Source organism: Alkalihalobacterium chitinilyticum, assembly GCF_029028005.1.
Lineage (GTDB): Bacteria > Bacillota > Bacilli > Bacillales > Bacillaceae_F > Alkalihalobacterium > Alkalihalobacterium chitinilyticum.
This window is the reverse complement of record NZ_JAOTPO010000009.1, coordinates 133,988-153,572: the sequence shown is the minus strand read 5'-3', so window position 1 is coordinate 153,572 and position 19,585 is coordinate 133,988. Positions and strand designations below refer to the sequence as shown.

Below are 19,585 nucleotides of genomic sequence, written 5' to 3'. Positions count from 1 at the left end.
CCATTTAATACAAGTTTTTTCTAGCAGTATCAATTTTTAATTAATCAAGGTCTTTTATTTTATCAGGTACATCCCCGCCAGCTTCAATAATTAAGTCTCTCCAAAGTTTTGCTACTTCTTTTCCAGGAGAACCTTGTGCTTCAATTAAGTCAATCCAATCGAACCATGTTTTTTCCATCGCTTGCACAATATGATCTCTTGTCTCATCATCTAAGTCATTAATTGTAGCAAATACGACTTCGCCTTCTACTAATTCACGAACTTCAATATCTTTCGCAAGCATATAATCATTCGCTTCTTGTGCTAGTTGCAACTCTTTTGCTGCATTATCCATAATTTCTTGAATATCAGCTGGTAAGCTATCCCACTTTTCTTGTGTCATTCCAATCACAGATGTAAAATGACCGATATTCGCACCTTCAAGTACATATTTTATTAAATCTTGGAAGCCCCATGACATCCAATCCCCAACGGTCATTAAGTTTCCATCCAGCGCCCCTCTGCTTAACGCGTCATAAGAATCAGTTTGTGGCATGCTAATTGATGTTGCACCAACGTTCGTAATAAACATCTCACTTAAACGTGAACCTGTGCGAATTCTTGCATTTCTAAAATCTTCTGGTGAACTAAACTGCTTTCCTACTGTATTAATTACATATCCCTCTCCAGCATTCATTGCCCAAGCTTTTAAGCCATTTGCTTCCATCTCTAGCTCATAAAATGTTTTGCCATCTTGAAGTTCACGGTCACTATATACTAGATTGTGGTATGCTTCATTAACGACTTCTGTACCGGATACAGTTAATGGGATCATGGTTATTTCTGATAACGGAAAGTGATGCGGGTCATAAAGATGCATAACAGGAATAGCAATATCAATCGTTCCGGCTTTTAATGCGTCAAACTCTCCACCAAGAGTAACTAACTCTCCACCAGTAAACACATCAAATTGAACACGCCCATTCGATTCCTCTTCTACTCTTTCCATCCACCCATAAACAAAAGACTCTAACCAAACATGATGGGACGGTAACCCAGAGGAGGCACGTAAGACAATTGTTTCTTCTGTCTGGTTATTACTATTATCTCCATTTTCATCACTAGTTTGGTTGTTTCCACTAGATGCTGGCGATTGGTTAGATGAACACCCTATCACCAATAAAGCAATTACACCGAAAATCGTTAACAATAAACCCTTTTTCATTTGTACCATAAAACAGCCCCCTTATACCTAAAAATTTTAAATTTTCAGTTATTTAAAAACGAAAAATAACTAATCCAAACAGCAATCTAACTACATTTGGTAACGCTTTCATTTTAGAGAAGTTCGAAATAATATTCTCATTGTTATCAAAATCTTTTTTTGGATTATTACATTAACTAATATTAAATTTTAGTGTGTTGTTTTCGTTAAACATTCCTATACGGTTGCTAGTTATAACTACCCTAACAATTACAATTCAACTGGAAACTAGTTTTAGATCTTTACTACCTAATCGTTTCAATCCCCCCCATAATAATTTCTTGTGTGAGTGTGTGATCATGGTCTAAATATCTATTCAATTCTAAACAAATATTAGTTTAGAAGGAATATTCTGTTTAAAACTTAACGGTATGAATAAGTAGTCAAAATTTGCTTGGCTAATTCTCTAAAAGCAAATACAAACAAAAGAGTCTTTTAAATTTACTTCTTTCATAATTTATAATTCTCTTTACAATTGATTATAACCTCTTTTTTTACGAAAAATTTAAATTTTAAACGTAAGGTTAATTATAATACGTGGCAGACAAAAAAAGAGCAGAAAATCATTTCTTAGTATGGGATTCACAAAATAAATGGTGATTTTCGTAAAGTAATGTAGTTTTAAAAAAACTGAATTGGGCGTTCTAGCGCTATTAAAGAAAAGAATTATATTTTGAATATGTGTTCAAATACAAAATATAAGGTTAGTTAACTAACAAAAAAAATATAGATCGATCGCGATCATTATAAAGGGTAAAGGAATTTTCTTGATAAGTTTAATATTATTGAAATATTCAAATAATTTCAATAATAAATTAGGAAACTATCGAAAATTTCTTTCATGGTTACTAGGTTCGAAAGAAAAAGACGGATCTATTCTTTATAGAATCCGTCCAATTATTATTTAAACCATCCTTTGGCCTTCGATTGCGTGATCGCTTCAATTCTGTTTTTTACTTCTAATTTATCTAGAATAGTAGAAATGTAATTTCGAACCGTCCCTGTTTTTATGCTTAATTCTTGAGCAATTTCTTTTGTCGTTTTACCATCAGCAATCAGTTCAAGTACAGCCTTTTCTCTTTCTGTTAAGGGATTTTCCTCACTATATAAATCATCCATTAATTCAGGAGCATACATTCTTCTTCCAGCTATCACACCACGAATCGAATCCGCTAACTCCTCACTTGGACTATCCTTTAACAAGTAACCACTAACCCCTGCTTTAAGCGCTCGTTGAAAATAACCTGAACGCGCAAATGTAGTAAGGATAATAACTTTGCAATCGAGTGCCTTCAACTCTTCTGCTGCTTCTAAACCACTTTTTTCCGGCATTTCGATATCCATAATACAAATATCGGGTTTTAATTGATGAACAAGAGAAACCGCCTCGGTACCATTTGAAGCTTTCCCAACAACTTCCATATCATCTTCTAAATTTAACAATGAACCTAGTGCCCCTAATAACATTTGCTGATCTTCAGCAATGACGATGCGTATCATAGCAAGTCCCCCTTGTCCGTCATCTTGATTACATTTGGTACTTTCATTTTTATCATCGTTCCCTCAATCGCTTCAATTTCTAAGGTGCCATTCACAAACTCTAGACGTTCTCTCATCCCTTGCAAACCACTGCCTTTATAGAGATCTTCGTCTTTTTTTATACCAATTCCATCATCTTTTACCGTAATGCATATTCCATTAGAAGATTGCTCGATTGAGATATGACAAGTTGACGCTTGACTATGCTTAACAACATTGGTCACTGCCTCTTTCATACACATACTTAAAATGTTCTCAATAAACAAAGACACATTCGTTAATTGGACCTCTTCATCTAATACTAATTCAATTTCAGCAGCTTTAAGTATTTGTTTGACATGAACAATTTCTTCTTTAATTCGGATTCCACGCATTTGTGAAACCATCTTTCGTACTTCATTTAATGCCGTCCGAGCGGTTTGTTGTACATCCTTGATCTCCACTCTTGCTTGATCAGGGTCTTTATAAATTAATTTCCTCGCTAAATCGCTTTTAAGTCCAATAAGCGAAAGTTTTTGACCTAATGTATCGTGCAGGTCACGAGCAATACGTTGACGTTCTTCTTGCTTGACCAACTCAGCAATTCTTTTATTTGCGTCTTCTAACTTTTCTTCAAGCTGGTCTTGTTTCTTTCTATTGTATAAGTTGAATGGCAGGAGAATTACACTTATCCAGACGATAATAATAAAAGGCAATTGCTTTAAAAACAGATCACCTTTCATGAGGATCGAATAATTGATTGAAATGGTCGTAAACACTAGATGAATAATGTACAACGTTAAAAACGCAATTCTGTTTTTTATATTTCCATTATAATAAGCAATATAGAACGCAAAATAGATGAACTGGAACAAAATCGTCATCGTAATGGAAATTGCAATTAAAATACATGTCCAAACATACACTGGCCATTCTTTCGACATAAATGCAAATCGTAACGCGATAAAAAATAAAATCGTCAGCGTTATACCTGCGATAATCTCAGGAGTGGACGAAGATTGAAAAATAAAATAGAACGGTAGAATACTAAAGCTACTCCAAATATAGGGAGTAATCCCCGAATTCTTTTGAAAAATCTTCAGCTTTTTTAACATAGTTGAAACCTCATTTATATATTCTCTTACTCGTTATCTTATCATAAGTACAGTATAGGTGCCCTTTAAGTATCAATGAAAACCCAAAATTTAGATCACCTATAAACAAATATAAAATCAGCCTCTTCTTTTTTACAAACTAACAAGACTAGTAAAAAAGAGAGGCGTAATATATAGTGTCTTATAACTCTGACTTTACAGACGGAGAAATCTTTGATGTTTTAACTTTCGGTTTTGCTTTCACACTTTTAAGGTCTTTAAATCCAATGAACGCCTTATTCTGTTCATCCCATAGACGGAAATGAATTGATTTTAAGCTCGAACGGATCGTAATCGTTTGAACATCCTGTAAAACTTGATGGTTATTATGGACTTCTTCAAGCTTATAATTAGGAACACGAGGACTAAGGTGGTGAATGTGATGAAACCCAATGTTCCCTGTTAACCACTGTAACACTTTCGGTAATTTATAATAAGAACTACCTTCTAACGCTGCCTTTACATAGTCCCACTGTTCTTCATGTTCGAAATACGAGTCTTCAAACTGATGCTGAACATAAAATAACCAAATACCTAAAGAACCAGATATTAAAAAGATCGGCCCTTGAATTAAAAGAAAAGCCTGCCAACCAATCGCCCAACATAATACTGCGATAACCGCTACGATCGAAAAATTCGTTACATACGTGTTAAGTCGTTCTTTCATCCGCGCATCTTTCTCGTTAAAACGATATTCAATAAGGAAAATATAAATTGGACCTAAAACAAACATCACAAACGGGTTTCGATACAATCGATAAGCCAACTTTCTCCAAAAAGATGAATTAAGGTATTCATCGACCGTTAGTACCCAAACATCACCTGTCCCTCGCTTATTCAAGTTGCCACTTGTCGCATGATGGACCGAATGACTATGCTTCCACTGTTCATACGGAACAAATGTCATAATCCCAGTAATGGTTCCAAGGATTTGATTCGCTCTTCGGTTTTTAAAAAACGATTGATGACAACAATCATGAAAAATGATAAATATTCGTACTAAAAACCCTGCAGCTACCACAGAGATGGCCAGCGTTAACACATACGAAACAGAAAGACTAAGATAAGCGAGATACCACAACACAAAGAAAGGAACTAGTGTATTAATAACTTGCCATACACTATCCTTCGTACTCGACTTTTCATATGGGGCAATTTGTTTCCTTAATTGATTATGATTTTGTTTTGCCATGTTTTATTTCACTTCCTTATTGTTTCTTTATAACTTAAGGATAAACGCTTTCAAAAAAACGTTGTAGTCATACATGTCATAGTTAAAACATGATAAATGTCATATAATCTGAGGAGGCAGATGCCAACTCTGGGGATTATATCCAACCTTTATGGGGTTCAACCGCAATGTAATCAACATTTTTCAACAACCTAAAAACCCCAGACCAATTTAGTCTGGGGTTCATTAATACATTATGAGTTGCAATTTGGTTATTTACCCATTTCAACTTGTTGTTTACAATAGTTAATAATTAACGCTTCTTCATCTTCTTCTAAAGCGAAATCAAGAGATTTATCTGTTGTTTTTTCGTAAAAATGATATTGTGCAATTCGGCCTTCATGACCATCGACGGCGAAGATGACCCGTATATAAAGACCATTTTCTCTATATAAATCATCGTCCTGCGGCACCTGAATATCTAGAGTAAATTCATAACGATCCCCGAGTAGTATTCCTGTCTTATCATCAATCTTTTCAACTGAATGTCCTGTAATGTCCATAATTGATCCAACCTTTCTTTTCAACAAACGAACTGTATATTCATTTGGCTGTTAATTCCGAATGTATGATTCTTCTTTTATTTTAATGCTTTTTGTTTCTGCATAATCTGATAAGATTTTTCAATAATATCTGTCAACACATCTCCTTTGTACACCCTGCCCAGTTTTGTATTTTCTTGATAGTATTCGACAATTTCTTCAAACTGTTTCGCTGTTTCACTAGTAATTCTTACGTTTAATTGGACCCTGCTTTCCTCGCTCAACTTCAAACCTCCATTCCGATTAATACATCCGATCTTTTTGCTATCAACTGCTAGCATCATGATATCTTACTGTTATTTTATACGATTTATCCTCATTTGCCTAATGATTCACAGTAGAAATTTAAATTTGATTGTCGAAACCTTTTATGTTGAAAACTGTTGTTTTATATCTAATCACTGTAACATAGTCCCTATGCCATTTCCAGAAACCTAAGAAGATCAAATCGCAGTAAAAAAAACAAATGCTAACGCTAAATCAACAAATTCGAATATAAAAGCATAAAATTAATACTTTACAAAAGACTAATGAAACATAAGCATTGATACATTTTCTTGTACTCTGCCTATACAGGCAATACGTTCTAGAGGTGATGAGGAGGGAGTACTGATGGAACAGTTTCGAGGAGATGCTCATAAATTTTATAAAAAAATCAAGAAAGCCACTGATCAGGAATACGCAGTTAAAGATGTAAGAGAAATTGATGAAATTTATTCGATACAAAAATTTTACGAAACCCTTCCCGTTAATGAATTAAAGATGATCCATTACCGAATGGTGAAAGAAAAAAACGGAAGTGGTACGTTTCCTTTACTCATATCGATTTTACCATGGCTAGGATTAATTTTTTCAAAACAAATCCAAGAAACTGCTGAGGGGAACTTATTTTTTGTTTTTCTTTTTCTTACTTTCTTTACATGCTTTGCGATTGTTTTCATTTTACTTCACTATCGTGAACAAGCATGGGCGTCCTTACATACGGAGATATTAAAGGACCTCATCGAAAGAAAAGATAAAAAACAAATTATGAATTAAACAAAGCGAAACGTTTAACTCTTCCCCTTGGTAATATTGGGTTAAATGTTAACAACATTCGATTTAGATGTAGCTTCATTTTTATTTATCTAAAACACACCGAGAACCAAAGAAGGAACGTGGTGTTACTTACACGTTCTTTCTTTGGTGTTACACGTACTTTGTTGATTAAATCTTAATAAATTAGTGCCCCATTTATCTTGCTTACTCCTTTACAATTTAATTACCTTCAGTCACTTATATTCTTGTAAATCAATTATGTATAATTGTTTATGCTTGCAGCTTCTTCTCTTATAACTACCTTTAAGTTATAATAATCAACGAGTTCAGCGTAAGTACCGCGCCTACAATCAAACCGCTAGATAGACCAAACCCTTTAATCTAGTTTAAACTGTTAAACTGTTATACATCTTCCCTACATTATTTAATGCAGGATCTCGAGCAAAAAAATGTGATGAAAAATTAGTCCTAACCGCAGTTATAATTGAGGATAAGCGTATAATTCTATTCTTTTCCAAGAAAACTCAAAAAGAAAGGAAGTATGATAATGACCAAAAAAGTTACTCTCTCTATTCTCGAAACCAGTGATGTACACGGTAATATTCTTCCTATTAACTATGGTAATAACGCTACGAGCCAAGTTGGATTAGCAAAATTATCTACACTAATTAAACGATACAAAGCGACCAATAAGTCTCATACACTACTCATTGATAACGGTGATGTCATTCAAGGAACTCCATTAACTTATTTCTATGCTCGCGTTAATAGCGAGGGCGTAAACCCTGTCATCTCAGTCTTAAACGAAATGGGTTATGATGCTGCTGTACTCGGTAACCACGAATTTAATTATGGGCAGCACATACTGCAAAAATCGATTAACGATTCTAACTTTCCATGGCTTTCCGCTAATATTATTAACAATGAAACGAATGAACCTTATTACGGGAAACCTTACCTCGTTAAAGAACTCGAGGATCAATTAAGAGTAGGAATTTTAGGGTTAACAACACAATACATACCGAATTGGGAAAATCCAAATCATATTAAAGGGTTGTCGTTTGATGATGCATTAGAGACCGCAAAAAAATGGGTACCTATTTTGCGTCATGAGGAAAAAGTCGATGTCGTCATCGTATCTTATCATGGTGGCTTTGAACGTGACCTTTCTTCGGGTGAAGCTACAGAACACTTAACGGGGGAAAATCAAGGCTATGCACTCTGTAAAGAAGTTGATGGTATTGATGTATTATTAACAGGGCATCAACACCGCTCACTTACAGGTGAAGTGAACAACGTTACAATCGTTCAACCGAGCGATAAAGGGCAGGCATTAGGACACGTATCTATCACTTTAGAAAAAGAAACGGATACATGGAAAATCGTTAAAAAAAGTGCCGAACTTATTAAAATGGATGAGTCGGTTGAGCCTGATATACATATTATCGATTTAATTAAAGTATTCGAAGATCAAACACAAGAATGGTTAGATCAACCGATCGGTAAAATTAACGGCAATATGTTGGTTGACGATCCTTTGAAAATCCGCACGCACGACAATGCATTAATTGAGTTTATAAATAAGGTACAAATGGACGTTGCAAAAGTCGATATTTCGAACACCGCTCTCTTCAATGATGATGCACCTGGATTACATTCCGATGTAACGATGCGAGATATCGTCTCAAATTACATTTATCCAAACACGTTAAAAGTTCTGAAAATAACAGGCCAAGACATGAAAGATGCACTAGAGCGCTCTGCCTCCTACTTTGCCACTTATAATGGAAAAGAAATTGAGGTCAACCCTGAATTCACAACACCAAAACCTCAACATTATAATTACGATATGTGGGAAGGGATTGAGTATGAAATAAACATTTCTAAACCATTTGGCGAAAGAATTGTCCGACTCTATTATGGAGGCAAGCCAATCGATTTAGATCAAGAATATCATGTTGTCATGAACAATTACCGTGCTGGCGGCGGCGGAGATTATATGATGTTCCAAGGAAAAGAAGTTGTCCAAGACATCCCGCTCGATGTGTCTGAACTTCTTGCCAACTACATTTTAGAACGCAAAGTTATCGACGCCACTGTGAACCACAACTGGAAAGTAGTGCACGATTAAATGAAAATGGCTGACTCTTCTTAATCAAGGGTCAGCTTTTTTCATTCCGATCCAGCGCTGGCTAAATAAAAGAACACCACACAAAATTACTTAATAACGGCGACTAACTTCTAGCTTCAAGCCTACCACATATTTATACAGCACCTATCACTTCTATACATGACCACCTCACAAACAGCGAAACATTGTTACATCCGATAATTAAGTTATTCAACTTCAACTAAAACTGTCCACTGCAGAAGAACACAAAGAAGATCGTTTTACATTGTGTCCAATCCCCTTCTTATATTCATCTAATGTATTTATATATCAAAATAATATCCTTATTATATAAAAATAAAGGACATGCAGCTGATTTTCAGACCGCATGTCCTTTATCACATGATATTGTTTTTTTTTAACTGTCTCTCATAAAACAACTGCCTGACTGACTCCAATACAGACTAACCTAGTAACTCTAGTATTTCTTGTTCCGTTAAACTAGTGAGCATCGTTTCTCCAGGTTGGATCACCTTTTCAATTAACTCTTTTTTCGATTGCTGCATCTCATATATTTTTTCCTCGATTGTTCCTTGAGCAATCATCTTAATAACTTGAACGACATTTTTCTGTCCAATTCGGTGTGCTCGACCAGCTGCTTGTTCCTCTATTGCCGGGTTCCACCACAAGTCATAGAGGATAACGGTATCTGCGCCTGTTAGGTTCAAGCCTGTACCGCCTGCTTTCAAGGATATCAAAAACAAGCTGTTCTCACCTTGATTAAATCGTTCCGCCATATCGACACGATCTTTTCCTGGCGTTTGTCCGTCCAAATAAAAATAGTTATAGCCTTCTGTTTTCATTCTTTCTTCAATAATTTTAAGCATTGAAGAAAATTGAGAAAAGATGAGAATTCGCTTTCCGTTATCAATGGCAGTTTGGACGGTTTCAAGAAGTTGCTCCATCTTTCCAGAACCACCGTCATACTTTTCTAAAAACAATGAAGGATGGCAACAAAGTTGGCGCAGCCTGGTTAGTGCAGCTAGTATTTTAATTCTGCCTTTATTAAGCCCTTCTGTTTTGAGAATTTCTGAAGTTTCTTGCTTTACCTTTTGTAAATATCCGACATACAATTCTTTTTGCGTTTTCGTTAGCTCGGAGATTTGTACGGTCTCAATTTTATCAGGCAGTTCTTTTAATACATCTGTCTTTAAGCGACGAAGAATGAACGGCTTAACCATTTTTGATATTTGCTCAAGTTCTAGTTTGCTAAACTCTTGTTTTTTCGGAAAAAAGCCTGGCAGTAATACGTAGAAAATTGACCACAGCTCATCAATAGAGTTTTCAATCGGTGTACCACTTAAAGCAAAACGCTTCGGTGCCCTTATTGACGTAATCGCTTTAAACGTTTTCGTTTGCGGATTTTTGATCGCCTGTGCTTCATCCAAAATTAAAGTATCGAATGTTCTTTCAGCGTAAAGGTCACTATCTTGTCGCATCAATGGATAAGATGTAATGCAAACATCTACACCGTTTAAATCCTCAAGCTTCTGCTTTCTTTCTTCCGGAGCGCCGTCAATAACAGCTACGGTTAGACTCGGTGCGAACTTTTGACATTCACTTTTCCAGTTGTAGATCAATGATGCTGGTGCGACGACGAGAGAAGGGAATTCTGATGGATGTTCTTCTTTTTCCGAAACAAGATACGTAATACTTTGCAATGTTTTCCCCAGCCCCATATCATCGGCTAGTATGCCACCCAAACGATAAGAAGATAAGGTCTTGAACCATTGGTATCCAAAGTTTTGGTAATCCCGTAATTCAGCTTTCACATTCTCTGGAAAAGTAAAATCAAGTTCATCCGGGTGCTTTAAATTTTGCAAAAGCCTACGAAAAGCTTTGCTGTACTTTGCTTTATAATGTTGATCTTCTCCGATAATGTTTTCCAGTTGCATGCTTCGATAAAGAGGAATTTCAACCTTACCCTTATCGAGCTCTGAACCTTGAATATCGAGTTGCTTAAAAATCTGATCCATTTGTTGAAATGACTTGTCTTCAAATGATAGAAATGCGCCATTTGGGAGACGATAAAAACGTTTCTTCTCCACAACCGCTTGTAAGATCGCTTGGACGGACTCTTGTTCGATTCCCTCAACGTTAAAACTCACTTCCAGCCAATTCCCGCTCGAATCAATATCAATGGAAGTTGAAGGTTCATATTGTTCGTATCCTAATAAGTTTTTAGCGGAGTTTGTAAGAAAAACATCAGCAGCTTGCTCAAAAAGAGGAAGACTATGAAAGAGAAAGTGATAAATCTCTTCATCCCCTTCAACATACAACTGATCGCCGTTAATTTTTAAGAATGAGCTTTCTATTACATCCATGACTCGTTGTTCGTTTTCTACATCACGAATAATAATACGTTCACTGACATCAGCAGCTGTTCGGCTTTCCCTTTCAAACGGATTGATTGTAATGTCACCATAATGATGCTCTACTTTGACTGTAACTTTTTCCAAATCATAGTCAATAAAAACGTTAGAACGAAGTGGAACACTGATCAAATCATCTTGAAGTGTTTCATCCATTTGAATAGTAGTTAGTTTATTTAATTTCGGAACGACGTGCGATACAAATTGTTCAATTTGCTCTTTAGAAATGGCTAATTTTTCTTGAGTTAAAAACCGTTCCAACTCTTTCATATACGTTTGTTGCTCGTTCGTTAGCTTATAAAGGTTTTTTTCATCAAACACATAACCGTACATTTCCATAAAAAACAGATCCTGAAAATGACTCAAATCAACAATAAATTCATTCTCTTCGCCTTTTAATAATTCAATGGAGTAAGGCAACTCAAAATACGGATGAATCTCAATACGTTGTTTCCTTCCATATGCATCGCTATAAAATAACTCGGTTCCAGTTTCCTTAAATGTTGAAAACAAACGATCAATTGAATAGGGTGCAATCAGCAATTCCCGGTTAGGTATAATGGATGTCTTTGACCAATAATTAGGAGACATACGCGTATATAACTGTTCTTGCGCATACATGTCATAGAGCATTTCTAAAAGCTTTTCATCCGTACTTGTAAACTTATGTTCAAAAGGATCGAAACTAAAGTTATTCGTAAAAAAGTATGATTTTTGTTCGTGGTAATGCTCTAAAAACTCCCCTACCTTCTTAACAACATACGTTCTTTTCGGACCAACCTTTAATTCAAGCGTAAAAAAATACTTATCTTGCATAGAATATGAATTATGTATTTTTAAATAGTATTCTACGGTCAACGCTTCCTTTGTAGGTAAGCTTTGTTCGGTCTTCTCACGGGGACGCAGGTTGGTAAAAGAGTTAATAAGCGCTTTAGCTGTTTCATAACTTCTGCGTTTTTGTTGTTCTTCAAAATACGTTTGACTATCTTCTAACGATCCGCTTTCAGAAAGCTTAAGTAAAACAGCCACACTATGTTTACATTCGCCGTAACTTGCATGAGCAGGACAACTGCAGTGATCAACAACCATTCCATTTTTCTTTACACTAACTTCAACATCATAAGATTCACTTCCGATAACTGAAGCATGCCATACTTGTTCATCCGCATCATAGGTCAAATCCTCTATACGATTTTCATAATAATAAACAAGGCCTCTTTTAAAAACTGAACTAGAGAACATATCTTTTATTTCTGATTTAGTAAGCGACAAATCGATTTTCGATTGCATGGTTCACCAACTCTTCCTATACACAGTTCTATTTGCATTATACTACGGTATGGAATCAACATCCAATTATCACATTAATCTCTTCTTCCTGAACCGCTTTTCATGTAAGTTTTCCACCCTGTTTGTGGCATGAGAACAAATATAAATATTTCGACAAGCGAAATTGTTTCTGATGTGTTAAAATTTTCATAGATATCTAAATTACAGTGAGTTCATAAGCATCTAAATTATTGTGCATAGAAGGAGTCTCTAAAAATGAACACCACAGAATTTAAAAAGTTTTTGGAAACGATACTTTTAGGTCTTGCAGGCGGGTATGTGTTCAGCCTTGCTAACCTCCCGTTACCTTGGGTGTTAGGACCATTAACATTTGTTATGTTATGGCAAGGCTTTTCCAAGCGTAAAGCCAACTGGCCTAACCCTATTAAACAATCTGGATTAATTATTCTCGGAATATATTTCGGGTTGTACTTTACAGCTGAAACCTTTTTAACAATTGGACCGTATTTCCTGCCGTTTCTGCTCGTAACGACTTTAATAATAAGTGTAAGTGTTATCGTAAGCACCCTAGTTACGAAATGGATTGAAGTTGACCAAGTGACAAGTGTATTCGGTTCTATACCTGGTGGCTTAACCGAGATGGTCATTGCTAGCGAGTCGTTAAATGCAAAATCTTCATTAGTTATCATCTTCCAAACGGTCCGGTTATTAACCGTCCTCTTTATTGTTCCTGCGGTCATTGTCTTTTATTTTACCGGCCAAGAACAAGTAACAGGAGCCTCGGAAGTGGTTGCAGACACGTTTACTTGGGGAGGGTGGAACTATTTATGGTTCATACTTCCAGTCATAATGGGAATTTTGGTTCAAAATAAAATTCCAGCTGGGATCGTTATAGGACCTCTTGCGATTACTGCACTCATGAACATCGGATTAGTTAGTCTCCCGAGTATACCTGAGTTTGTATTACTTGCTGCACAAATGGCGGTTGGAATCAGTCTTGGTAAAAGTATTTCTTTTACTGACTTAAAACTAGGAGGTAAATACTGTTACGTTTACTTTGGGATTACAATTTTTTTAATTATTACTTCTTTTGGATTAGGTGCCAGTTTAGCTTACTTCACATCACTCGATTTAGCGACGGCGGTGTTAAGTGTTGCTCCCGGGGGAATTATCGAAATGGTCTTAACGGCTGCATATGTCGGCGGGGATCCAGCAATTGTGAGCGCACTGCAACTCACCCGGATTTTGGTTATAATTGTATGCGTTCCACCCTTTGAAGTGGTATTTTAAAAAGAACGCTGCGAAACACGCCGCGTAAGAGTTGCACTATTGATAGACGATTACTCGGCCGTTTTCAACGCTGACTTTTCGCTCAATCTAGTAAGATTTAGTAGTTAATAGTTGGAAGTGTCCGTTTTTCGTATTATAAGAAAAACGGGCTTTTTCTATTGTGGTCGAACCAAACCCACTTCTTCATTATTCTAGCCTGTGTCCGCATGTATATTCTAATGCACACCTCAATCTTCTATTATATGGAAATATAGAGCCATATCTTCTACTTTCGAACCCCGCATTTCCACTTTATGTAAATACTGAGCCATATCTTCTATTTATGAACCCACTCTTTCCACTTTATGTAAATACTGAGCCATATCTTCTATTTTCGAACCCAACATTTCCACTTTATGTAAACACTGAGCCATATTTTCTACTTTCGAACCCACTATTTCCACTTTATGTAAATACTGAGCCGTACTTTCTACTTCCAATCCTATCACTATTATTTTTTGTAAATATCAGTAGCATCTCCCCCGCTTCTTTGCATCATTCCAACTATTCCTATGTGACGATCGATTAACTGAATGAATTACCCACAATACTCTTCAAAAATAGAAAAGTGCTGAGCACCATTAGATGGGCACTCAGCACATTAAGTCATAAATAGTTGCCAAGCATACACATTAAGCAACCACTTAGCTATTTATCTATTATTTCTCGTTCTGTATCATTATATATCATTTATTACAAACACTAGAATAGATAAGTTATTCAAACCCCTTTTCCAACTCATCGATTAGAGAACCGACAAATTGAACGGTTTTACGAATTGGCTCCGGACTCGTCATATCAATACCCGCCATCTTCATAAGCTCAAGAGGTTTTTTCGTACCACCTGCTTTTAAAGCTTCCATCCAACGTTCTGCAGCAGGTTGTCCTTCTTCTTGAATCATTTGAGCGACTGCAGTTGAAACCGTCAACCCTGCCGCGTAAGTATATGGATATAATCCCATATAATAGTGAGGCTGACGCATCCAAGTCAAACGAGCTCCTTCATCAATTTCCACTGTATCGCCCCAGAAATCAGATAGTACAGCACCTTTTAAGTCACATAAAACATTTGCTGTAATCGGCTTTCCTGCTTCAGCATGAGCGTAAACGCGACGTTGCATTTCGCCTTCTAGCAAGTGCGTTACATAGTTATGGTAATACGTCCCTAACACTTGTACAATCACCGCTAAGCGTTTACGCGGATCTGTTGATTTAGCTAGTAAAGAATGACTCAGTAACATTTCATTTAATGTAGACGGCGCTTCAATAAAATACAAAGAAGGTCTCGTATTATGATAACGTTGGTACCGACCAGCTAATGCAAAATGACCAGCATGCCCCAGTTCATGTGCTAATGTGAATGCCGAACGCATTTTTCCTGCCCATGTCATTAAGATGTATGGATGTACCCCGTATGGACTCGAACAAAAAGCACCACTCCGTTTACCAACTGTATCTGCATAGTCCACCCAGCGCTCATTGATTGCTTTTGTCATAATATCCATATATTCAGGTCCCATTACTTCTAAAGCTTCAAGGACTTCTTGTGCAGCCTCATCGTACGTCACATCAGGATTATACTCTGGGTCAAGCGGTGCTTTCAAGTCACATAAGTACATTTTATCAAGTCCAAAAACGCGTTGCTTTAACTTAGCGAAACGTCTCATATGAGGAGCTAATTCCGTTTGAATAACTTCTAAAATATTATCATACATTTCTTTGGTGACTTGTTGCGGCTGTAACAACATGTCCGTTACTGATTTGTAATTACGCTCTCTCGCCATAACAACTTGTTTCTTAACTTCTGTCGCGTATGTAGCAGCAAATGTGTTTTTATATTGGTTTAATGCTTTTGTATAGGAAGCATATGCTTTTCTTCGTTCAGTTGTATTCGATGACTGTTCATAGTACGTTTCATATAAAGCTAAAGAGACATGTTGCTCTTCACCTTGTTCATCTATAATAGGATCAAACTGCATATCTGCTGTTTTACTACGTGAGTAGATCGAAAAAGGACCATCCAACACTTCCCCTAACGACGCTAAAATAGCTTCTGTTTCTGGTGATAATCGATGTGGTTTTGTTTCTAGAAGTTCCGTTAACGTCTTTCGATAGGTGCTCAGCCCTTCCTCTTTACTAAGAAATTCTTCAACGACTCCTTCTGGCAAATCTAAAATTTCTGATTGAATAAAAGAAAGCGCTGCATCGATCGAAGCTACAGTTGATGATGCATGACTTGCATTCGCCTGATACGCTGGATTCGTTCCATCAACAGACGTGTTTAAATGGGCATAGGTCGCTACACGAATTGTGCGTTGTAAGAGTTCATCTTGAGCTTCTAAACAGGCAAGCAAAACGTCCGAACTTTCACCTAATCTCCCTTTATATTGAGTCACATTTTTTACTTCCTTGGATAATTGATTAAGTTCCGTTTCCCAAGCTTCAACTGAAGCAAATAAGTCACTTAAATCCCACGTTTGTTCCTTCGGTGCATCCGTACGAGCTAATCGTTTAGACATACTCATTCATCTCCTCATTCGTAAAGTCTACTAAGAAACTATTAAAATATATTTCGTAATCCGAAGATAAATTCATTATACCACGTTTTCTACAGCCAACGAAACATTTAATAGGAATATTCAGTTTTCTAAGTACTCTTTAAGTAAGTCTCCACTACAATAGAAGAAAACCCATTAATACTCCAACTGCTCCATAAAAAAGTGCAAACGGCATGTTGCGAAGGGTAATTCGATAAGGATTTTGATCTGTATTCATTGACGTCATCGTAACAGTCACTCCATATGTTCCTACTGTTGCTGTTGCCAAAGCCCCGGTAATAAGAACGATCCCAATACTAACAGGGTTTATTAATTCATAGAGTGGCGGCAGTACCTCTATTAAGACACCAATTGTTGCGATAGGATGTACACCAATCATGCTCATAAACAAGTAGGTCATTTGAATTAATATTAATATGATCAGCGGTTGATCAGAAGCTCCTAGAAAAGGCTGTTGAATGAACTGAAGAAACGGTGTTTCATTTAAACTACTAGAAAAGAAAGCTAACGATAAAAATAACACCACGAAGTTTTGTAGATTATTCGTTCGGATTTTCCAGGTTTTCCAGCCGATTGCACAAAAACTATACCATCTTTTCATAAGTATGGCCCAACCAAATGAAAACGGTAAAATGACTAACGTAACCGAAAGAATAAAGTTTAAGTTAAAATAGTTGCCAACTGTAACGACCGTGACTAGAAACGCTGTCAGTGCAAGTAATAATTTAAAGATTTGAATCATGATGTTTCTCGGATTGACTTTCCTTGTTATCCCGCCTCCAGCTGAATGATATGGAATCGGTTGGAATTTCTTTTTACTCCACAGACTATCAAGAGTAAATATAATGAAGGAAAATAAGAACATCCACGGTAGATAAGTGAGATAACTAACCCCTGTTGCGTCAACCGTAATGGCAACTATAATTTCCATCGGACTCCATGCTAATGCAAGAGCGAACGCTCGTAATGTCGACTTGCTGATAAAAGAGTCGCTAATTTGCTTCTTCATTTTTGCCAGGTTATCTTTCAAAACTTCTTGAGTAAACGATAAAGCAGACAAGTTAATAAACGTACATAAAATATACGTTGTAAATGAACTTCTCATATACAATTTTCCTAGATCATCGACATTAACTTTCATAATTTCATTAATTCGTCGATCAAATCGACCGGAACGAACCACACTGTTCATCCATGGAAGTACTGTTAAAAAAGCTAATAATGGCATTGTCGACGTTGTATAAAGTGGAATTTGATAGATCGGTAGACCAGAATAAACGTATAACCCAAAACCAATCACTACAAAAATAGTACCCATTACACGAAACAACCGTGATGCCCCCAAAAAAGAAATACCTAGCATCGGAACTGCTAAAATCCCTACAATATAATTTATTATCATATTTTCAACAAACATATTGATGATAAAGAGGAGTAATATGGATGTATATATCCAATATAAATTGCTATTGATCCATTTGCACATTTAACTTAACCCTTCTTTCAGTAGTTCCCTTATTTTGATAAATCGTCTTTTAAATCGATTGAGTCCATGACCTAAAACACTTTATAATGTTTCCCATTCCTCTACTTTACTTGTTGCAACAACAATTATTATAACGTACCCACCTACTCTATATCCCTAATGAAGACCATAAATATCAATCTGCTATCGTTTCATAATAAACGACCACCAATTATTATCCAACCAAAATGATTTTTCTACTAAATATTCATTGAATTCCAAATAACAGGAAATTAACCATTTTATTTTTTCGGAATCCATAGTAAAATTAATTATCAGAAAATTTAACTGACAGTCAAAAAACTTTCGAACTACATTTTTCAAATGGAACTATTTTATTAAGTTAAATTCTTTTAAAGGAGATTATAAAATATGACGTTGAATCAAAAAAAGAAACTATGGCTTTATTCACTTCTAGGCATGTTAACTACTATTGTCGTATTAGCTTTCGCAAGACTTTCTTATGGTGTTGTTCTCCCATTTATGAGAGACGGTTTACATATTACATACAAAGAGGCAGGCTTACTCGGAACCATTACATCATTCGGATATGTATGTACAGTCATGTTTGCCGGGGTTCTGGCTGCAAAGTGGGGCGGAAAACAAACGGTTCTTCTCGGGATCTCCATTGTTACCTTTGGATTTATCGGATTAACCTTCACTCCGTTTTATTCGTTAACTATATTATTTATGCTTTTATTAGGTATTGGTACTGCATTTACGTATACTCCATTAATCTCATTACTTGTCGCTTGGTTCCCGCAGCAGAAAGGATTTGTCATAGGTCTTACCGCAAGCGGGGTCGGTGTTGGACTATTGTTAACAGGGGTTATCATTCCAGCATTAAATGCCAGCTTCCCTATTATTGGCTGGAGGTTATCATGGGGACTGTTCGCTATCGTTAGTTTTACCGTTGTCCTATTGACATTACTTTTAATTAAAAATCCGCCTGCTGCTAATTCCCAAGAATCAAATAATCAACAATCTTCTCCAAGAGAAATTTATAGAAACCCTGCCATTATTAATGTAGGCTTTATTTACGGAATTATTGGTATCGCTTACATTATTCAAATGTTGTTTATTATGAGTTTTATGATCGAATATGGGGTCAGTGCTACGTTAGCGGGACAATTAATTGCCTTAAACGGAATTTTATCTATTTTTAGCGGGCCCATCTGGGGAATTGTATCTGATAAATTAGGAAGAAGAAAATCATTAATTTTAACAATGGCGCTTACTTTAATGTTTATGCTCCTTCCAATTCTTTACCCTACGTTACTCGGTTTTATCGTTCACATGGTCGGGTTAAGCTGTACTCTAATCGGCTTATTTACATTGATACAGGCTGCTAGTATGGATCAAGTAAAACCTGCGGATATGCCGCTCGCTTTCAGTTATGTGACCCTTTATTTCGCCGTTGGTCAATTTATCGGACCTACGATTGCCGGGTGGTTAATTGATGATTGGGGTGGTTTTAAAGGAGCCTTTCTTTTCTCGTCCATCTGTTTATCGGTTGGATTGGTCTTGTGCTTAAAAGTAAGAAGTACTGTACAGCAAACTGAAGCACAACCGAAAGTTAGTGCAGAAATGAACTAAGAATTCTCTACCATTTATA

General features: G+C 36.2%; 13 protein-coding genes. 4 read left to right on the top strand and 9 right to left on the bottom strand.

The genetic code is table 11. The features are described 5' to 3' along the window. Nucleotides 1-40: 40 nt before the first annotated feature. The 6 genes from dctP to N7Z68_RS14115 form a co-directional block, all read right to left on the bottom strand. Nucleotides 41-1,213: a TRAP transporter substrate-binding protein DctP gene (gene dctP / locus N7Z68_RS14140; protein WP_275119132.1), complete on the bottom strand. Its 1,173-nt coding sequence runs from the start codon at nt 1,211-1,213 to the stop codon at nt 41-43. Nucleotides 1,214-2,143: 930 nt separating this feature from the next. Beyond that, the gene (locus N7Z68_RS14135; RefSeq protein WP_275119131.1) at nt 2,144-2,743 is read right to left on the bottom strand and encodes a response regulator transcription factor; all 600 of its coding nucleotides are present in this window, start codon (nt 2,741-2,743) and stop codon (nt 2,144-2,146) included. Next, a complete protein-coding gene (locus tag N7Z68_RS14130) occupies nt 2,740-3,876 on the bottom strand; it encodes a sensor histidine kinase (RefSeq protein WP_275119130.1) in 1,137 nt (378 codons plus the stop codon). Before N7Z68_RS14130 ends, N7Z68_RS14135 begins: the two co-directional genes overlap by 4 nt. Nucleotides 3,877-4,057: 181 nt before the next feature. After that, nucleotides 4,058-5,107 (bottom strand): Delta(5) desaturase DesA, encoded by a 1,050-nt coding sequence (desA, locus tag N7Z68_RS14125; protein ID WP_275119129.1) that lies wholly within the window; start codon nt 5,105-5,107, stop codon nt 4,058-4,060. 251 nt (nt 5,108-5,358) lie between these two features. Beyond that, a complete protein-coding gene (locus N7Z68_RS14120; RefSeq protein ID WP_275119128.1) occupies nt 5,359-5,649 on the bottom strand; it encodes a DUF6509 family protein in 291 nt (96 codons plus the stop codon). 77 nt (nt 5,650-5,726) lie between these two features. Next, nucleotides 5,727-5,912: a hypothetical protein gene (locus N7Z68_RS14115; RefSeq protein WP_275119127.1), complete on the bottom strand. Its 186-nt coding sequence runs from the start codon at nt 5,910-5,912 to the stop codon at nt 5,727-5,729. Nucleotides 5,913-6,300: 388 nt separating this feature from the next. Here N7Z68_RS14115 and N7Z68_RS14110 point away from each other — a divergent pair, with 388 nt between their 5' ends. Beyond that, entirely contained in the window at nt 6,301-6,726 is a 426-nt protein-coding gene (locus N7Z68_RS14110; protein WP_275119126.1) for a hypothetical protein, read from the top strand. 547 nt (nt 6,727-7,273) lie between these two features. Beyond that, a complete protein-coding gene (locus N7Z68_RS14105; RefSeq protein WP_275119125.1) occupies nt 7,274-8,857 on the top strand; it encodes a bifunctional metallophosphatase/5'-nucleotidase in 1,584 nt (527 codons plus the stop codon). Between the two features lie 443 nt (nt 8,858-9,300). On the opposite strand, the gene N7Z68_RS14100 is transcribed toward N7Z68_RS14105, so the two are convergent. After that, on the bottom strand, nt 9,301-12,558 hold the full coding sequence (locus tag N7Z68_RS14100) for a DEAD/DEAH box helicase (protein ID WP_275119124.1): 3,258 nt from the start codon (nt 12,556-12,558) through the stop codon (nt 9,301-9,303). A gap of 255 nt (nt 12,559-12,813) precedes the next feature. On the opposite strand from N7Z68_RS14100, the gene N7Z68_RS14095 reads away from it, so the two are divergent. Next, nucleotides 12,814-13,848 (top strand): AbrB family transcriptional regulator, encoded by a 1,035-nt coding sequence (locus N7Z68_RS14095; protein ID WP_275119123.1) that lies wholly within the window; start codon nt 12,814-12,816, stop codon nt 13,846-13,848. Between the two features lie 755 nt (nt 13,849-14,603). On the opposite strand, the gene pepF is transcribed toward N7Z68_RS14095, so the two are convergent. After that, on the bottom strand, nt 14,604-16,406 hold the full coding sequence (gene pepF / locus N7Z68_RS14090; RefSeq protein WP_275119122.1) for an oligoendopeptidase F: 1,803 nt from the start codon (nt 16,404-16,406) through the stop codon (nt 14,604-14,606). A gap of 154 nt (nt 16,407-16,560) precedes the next feature. Then, nucleotides 16,561-17,775, bottom strand: a complete 1,215-nt coding sequence (locus tag N7Z68_RS14085; protein ID WP_275119121.1) for a hypothetical protein — start codon at nt 17,773-17,775, stop codon at nt 16,561-16,563. 567 nt (nt 17,776-18,342) lie between these two features. Here N7Z68_RS14085 and N7Z68_RS14080 point away from each other — a divergent pair. After that, nucleotides 18,343-19,566, top strand: coding sequence for an MFS transporter (locus N7Z68_RS14080; RefSeq protein WP_275119120.1), 1,224 nt, complete (start codon nt 18,343-18,345; stop codon nt 19,564-19,566). Nucleotides 19,567-19,585 lie beyond the last annotated feature (19 nt).

What these genes read in the sequence shown, in the direction of transcription:
- dctP (WP_275119132.1), bottom strand. Translation starts at nt 1,213, where the DNA reads ATGGTACAAATGAAAAAGGGTTTATTGTTAACGATTTTCGGTGTAATT.
- N7Z68_RS14135 (WP_275119131.1), bottom strand. Translation starts at nt 2,743, where the DNA reads ATGATACGCATCGTCATTGCTGAAGATCAGCAAATGTTATTAGGGGCA.
- N7Z68_RS14130 (WP_275119130.1), bottom strand. Translation starts at nt 3,876, where the DNA reads ATGTTAAAAAAGCTGAAGATTTTTCAAAAGAATTCGGGGATTACTCCC.
- desA (WP_275119129.1), bottom strand. Translation starts at nt 5,107, where the DNA reads ATGGCAAAACAAAATCATAATCAATTAAGGAAACAAATTGCCCCATAT.
- N7Z68_RS14120 (WP_275119128.1), bottom strand. Translation starts at nt 5,649, where the DNA reads ATGGACATTACAGGACATTCAGTTGAAAAGATTGATGATAAGACAGGA.
- N7Z68_RS14110 (WP_275119126.1), top strand. Translation starts at nt 6,301, where the DNA reads ATGGAACAGTTTCGAGGAGATGCTCATAAATTTTATAAAAAAATCAAG.
- N7Z68_RS14105 (WP_275119125.1), top strand. Translation starts at nt 7,274, where the DNA reads ATGACCAAAAAAGTTACTCTCTCTATTCTCGAAACCAGTGATGTACAC.
- N7Z68_RS14100 (WP_275119124.1), bottom strand. Translation starts at nt 12,558, where the DNA reads ATGCAATCGAAAATCGATTTGTCGCTTACTAAATCAGAAATAAAAGAT.
- N7Z68_RS14095 (WP_275119123.1), top strand. Translation starts at nt 12,814, where the DNA reads ATGAACACCACAGAATTTAAAAAGTTTTTGGAAACGATACTTTTAGGT.
- pepF (WP_275119122.1), bottom strand. Translation starts at nt 16,406, where the DNA reads ATGTCTAAACGATTAGCTCGTACGGATGCACCGAAGGAACAAACGTGG.
- N7Z68_RS14080 (WP_275119120.1), top strand. Translation starts at nt 18,343, where the DNA reads ATGACGTTGAATCAAAAAAAGAAACTATGGCTTTATTCACTTCTAGGC.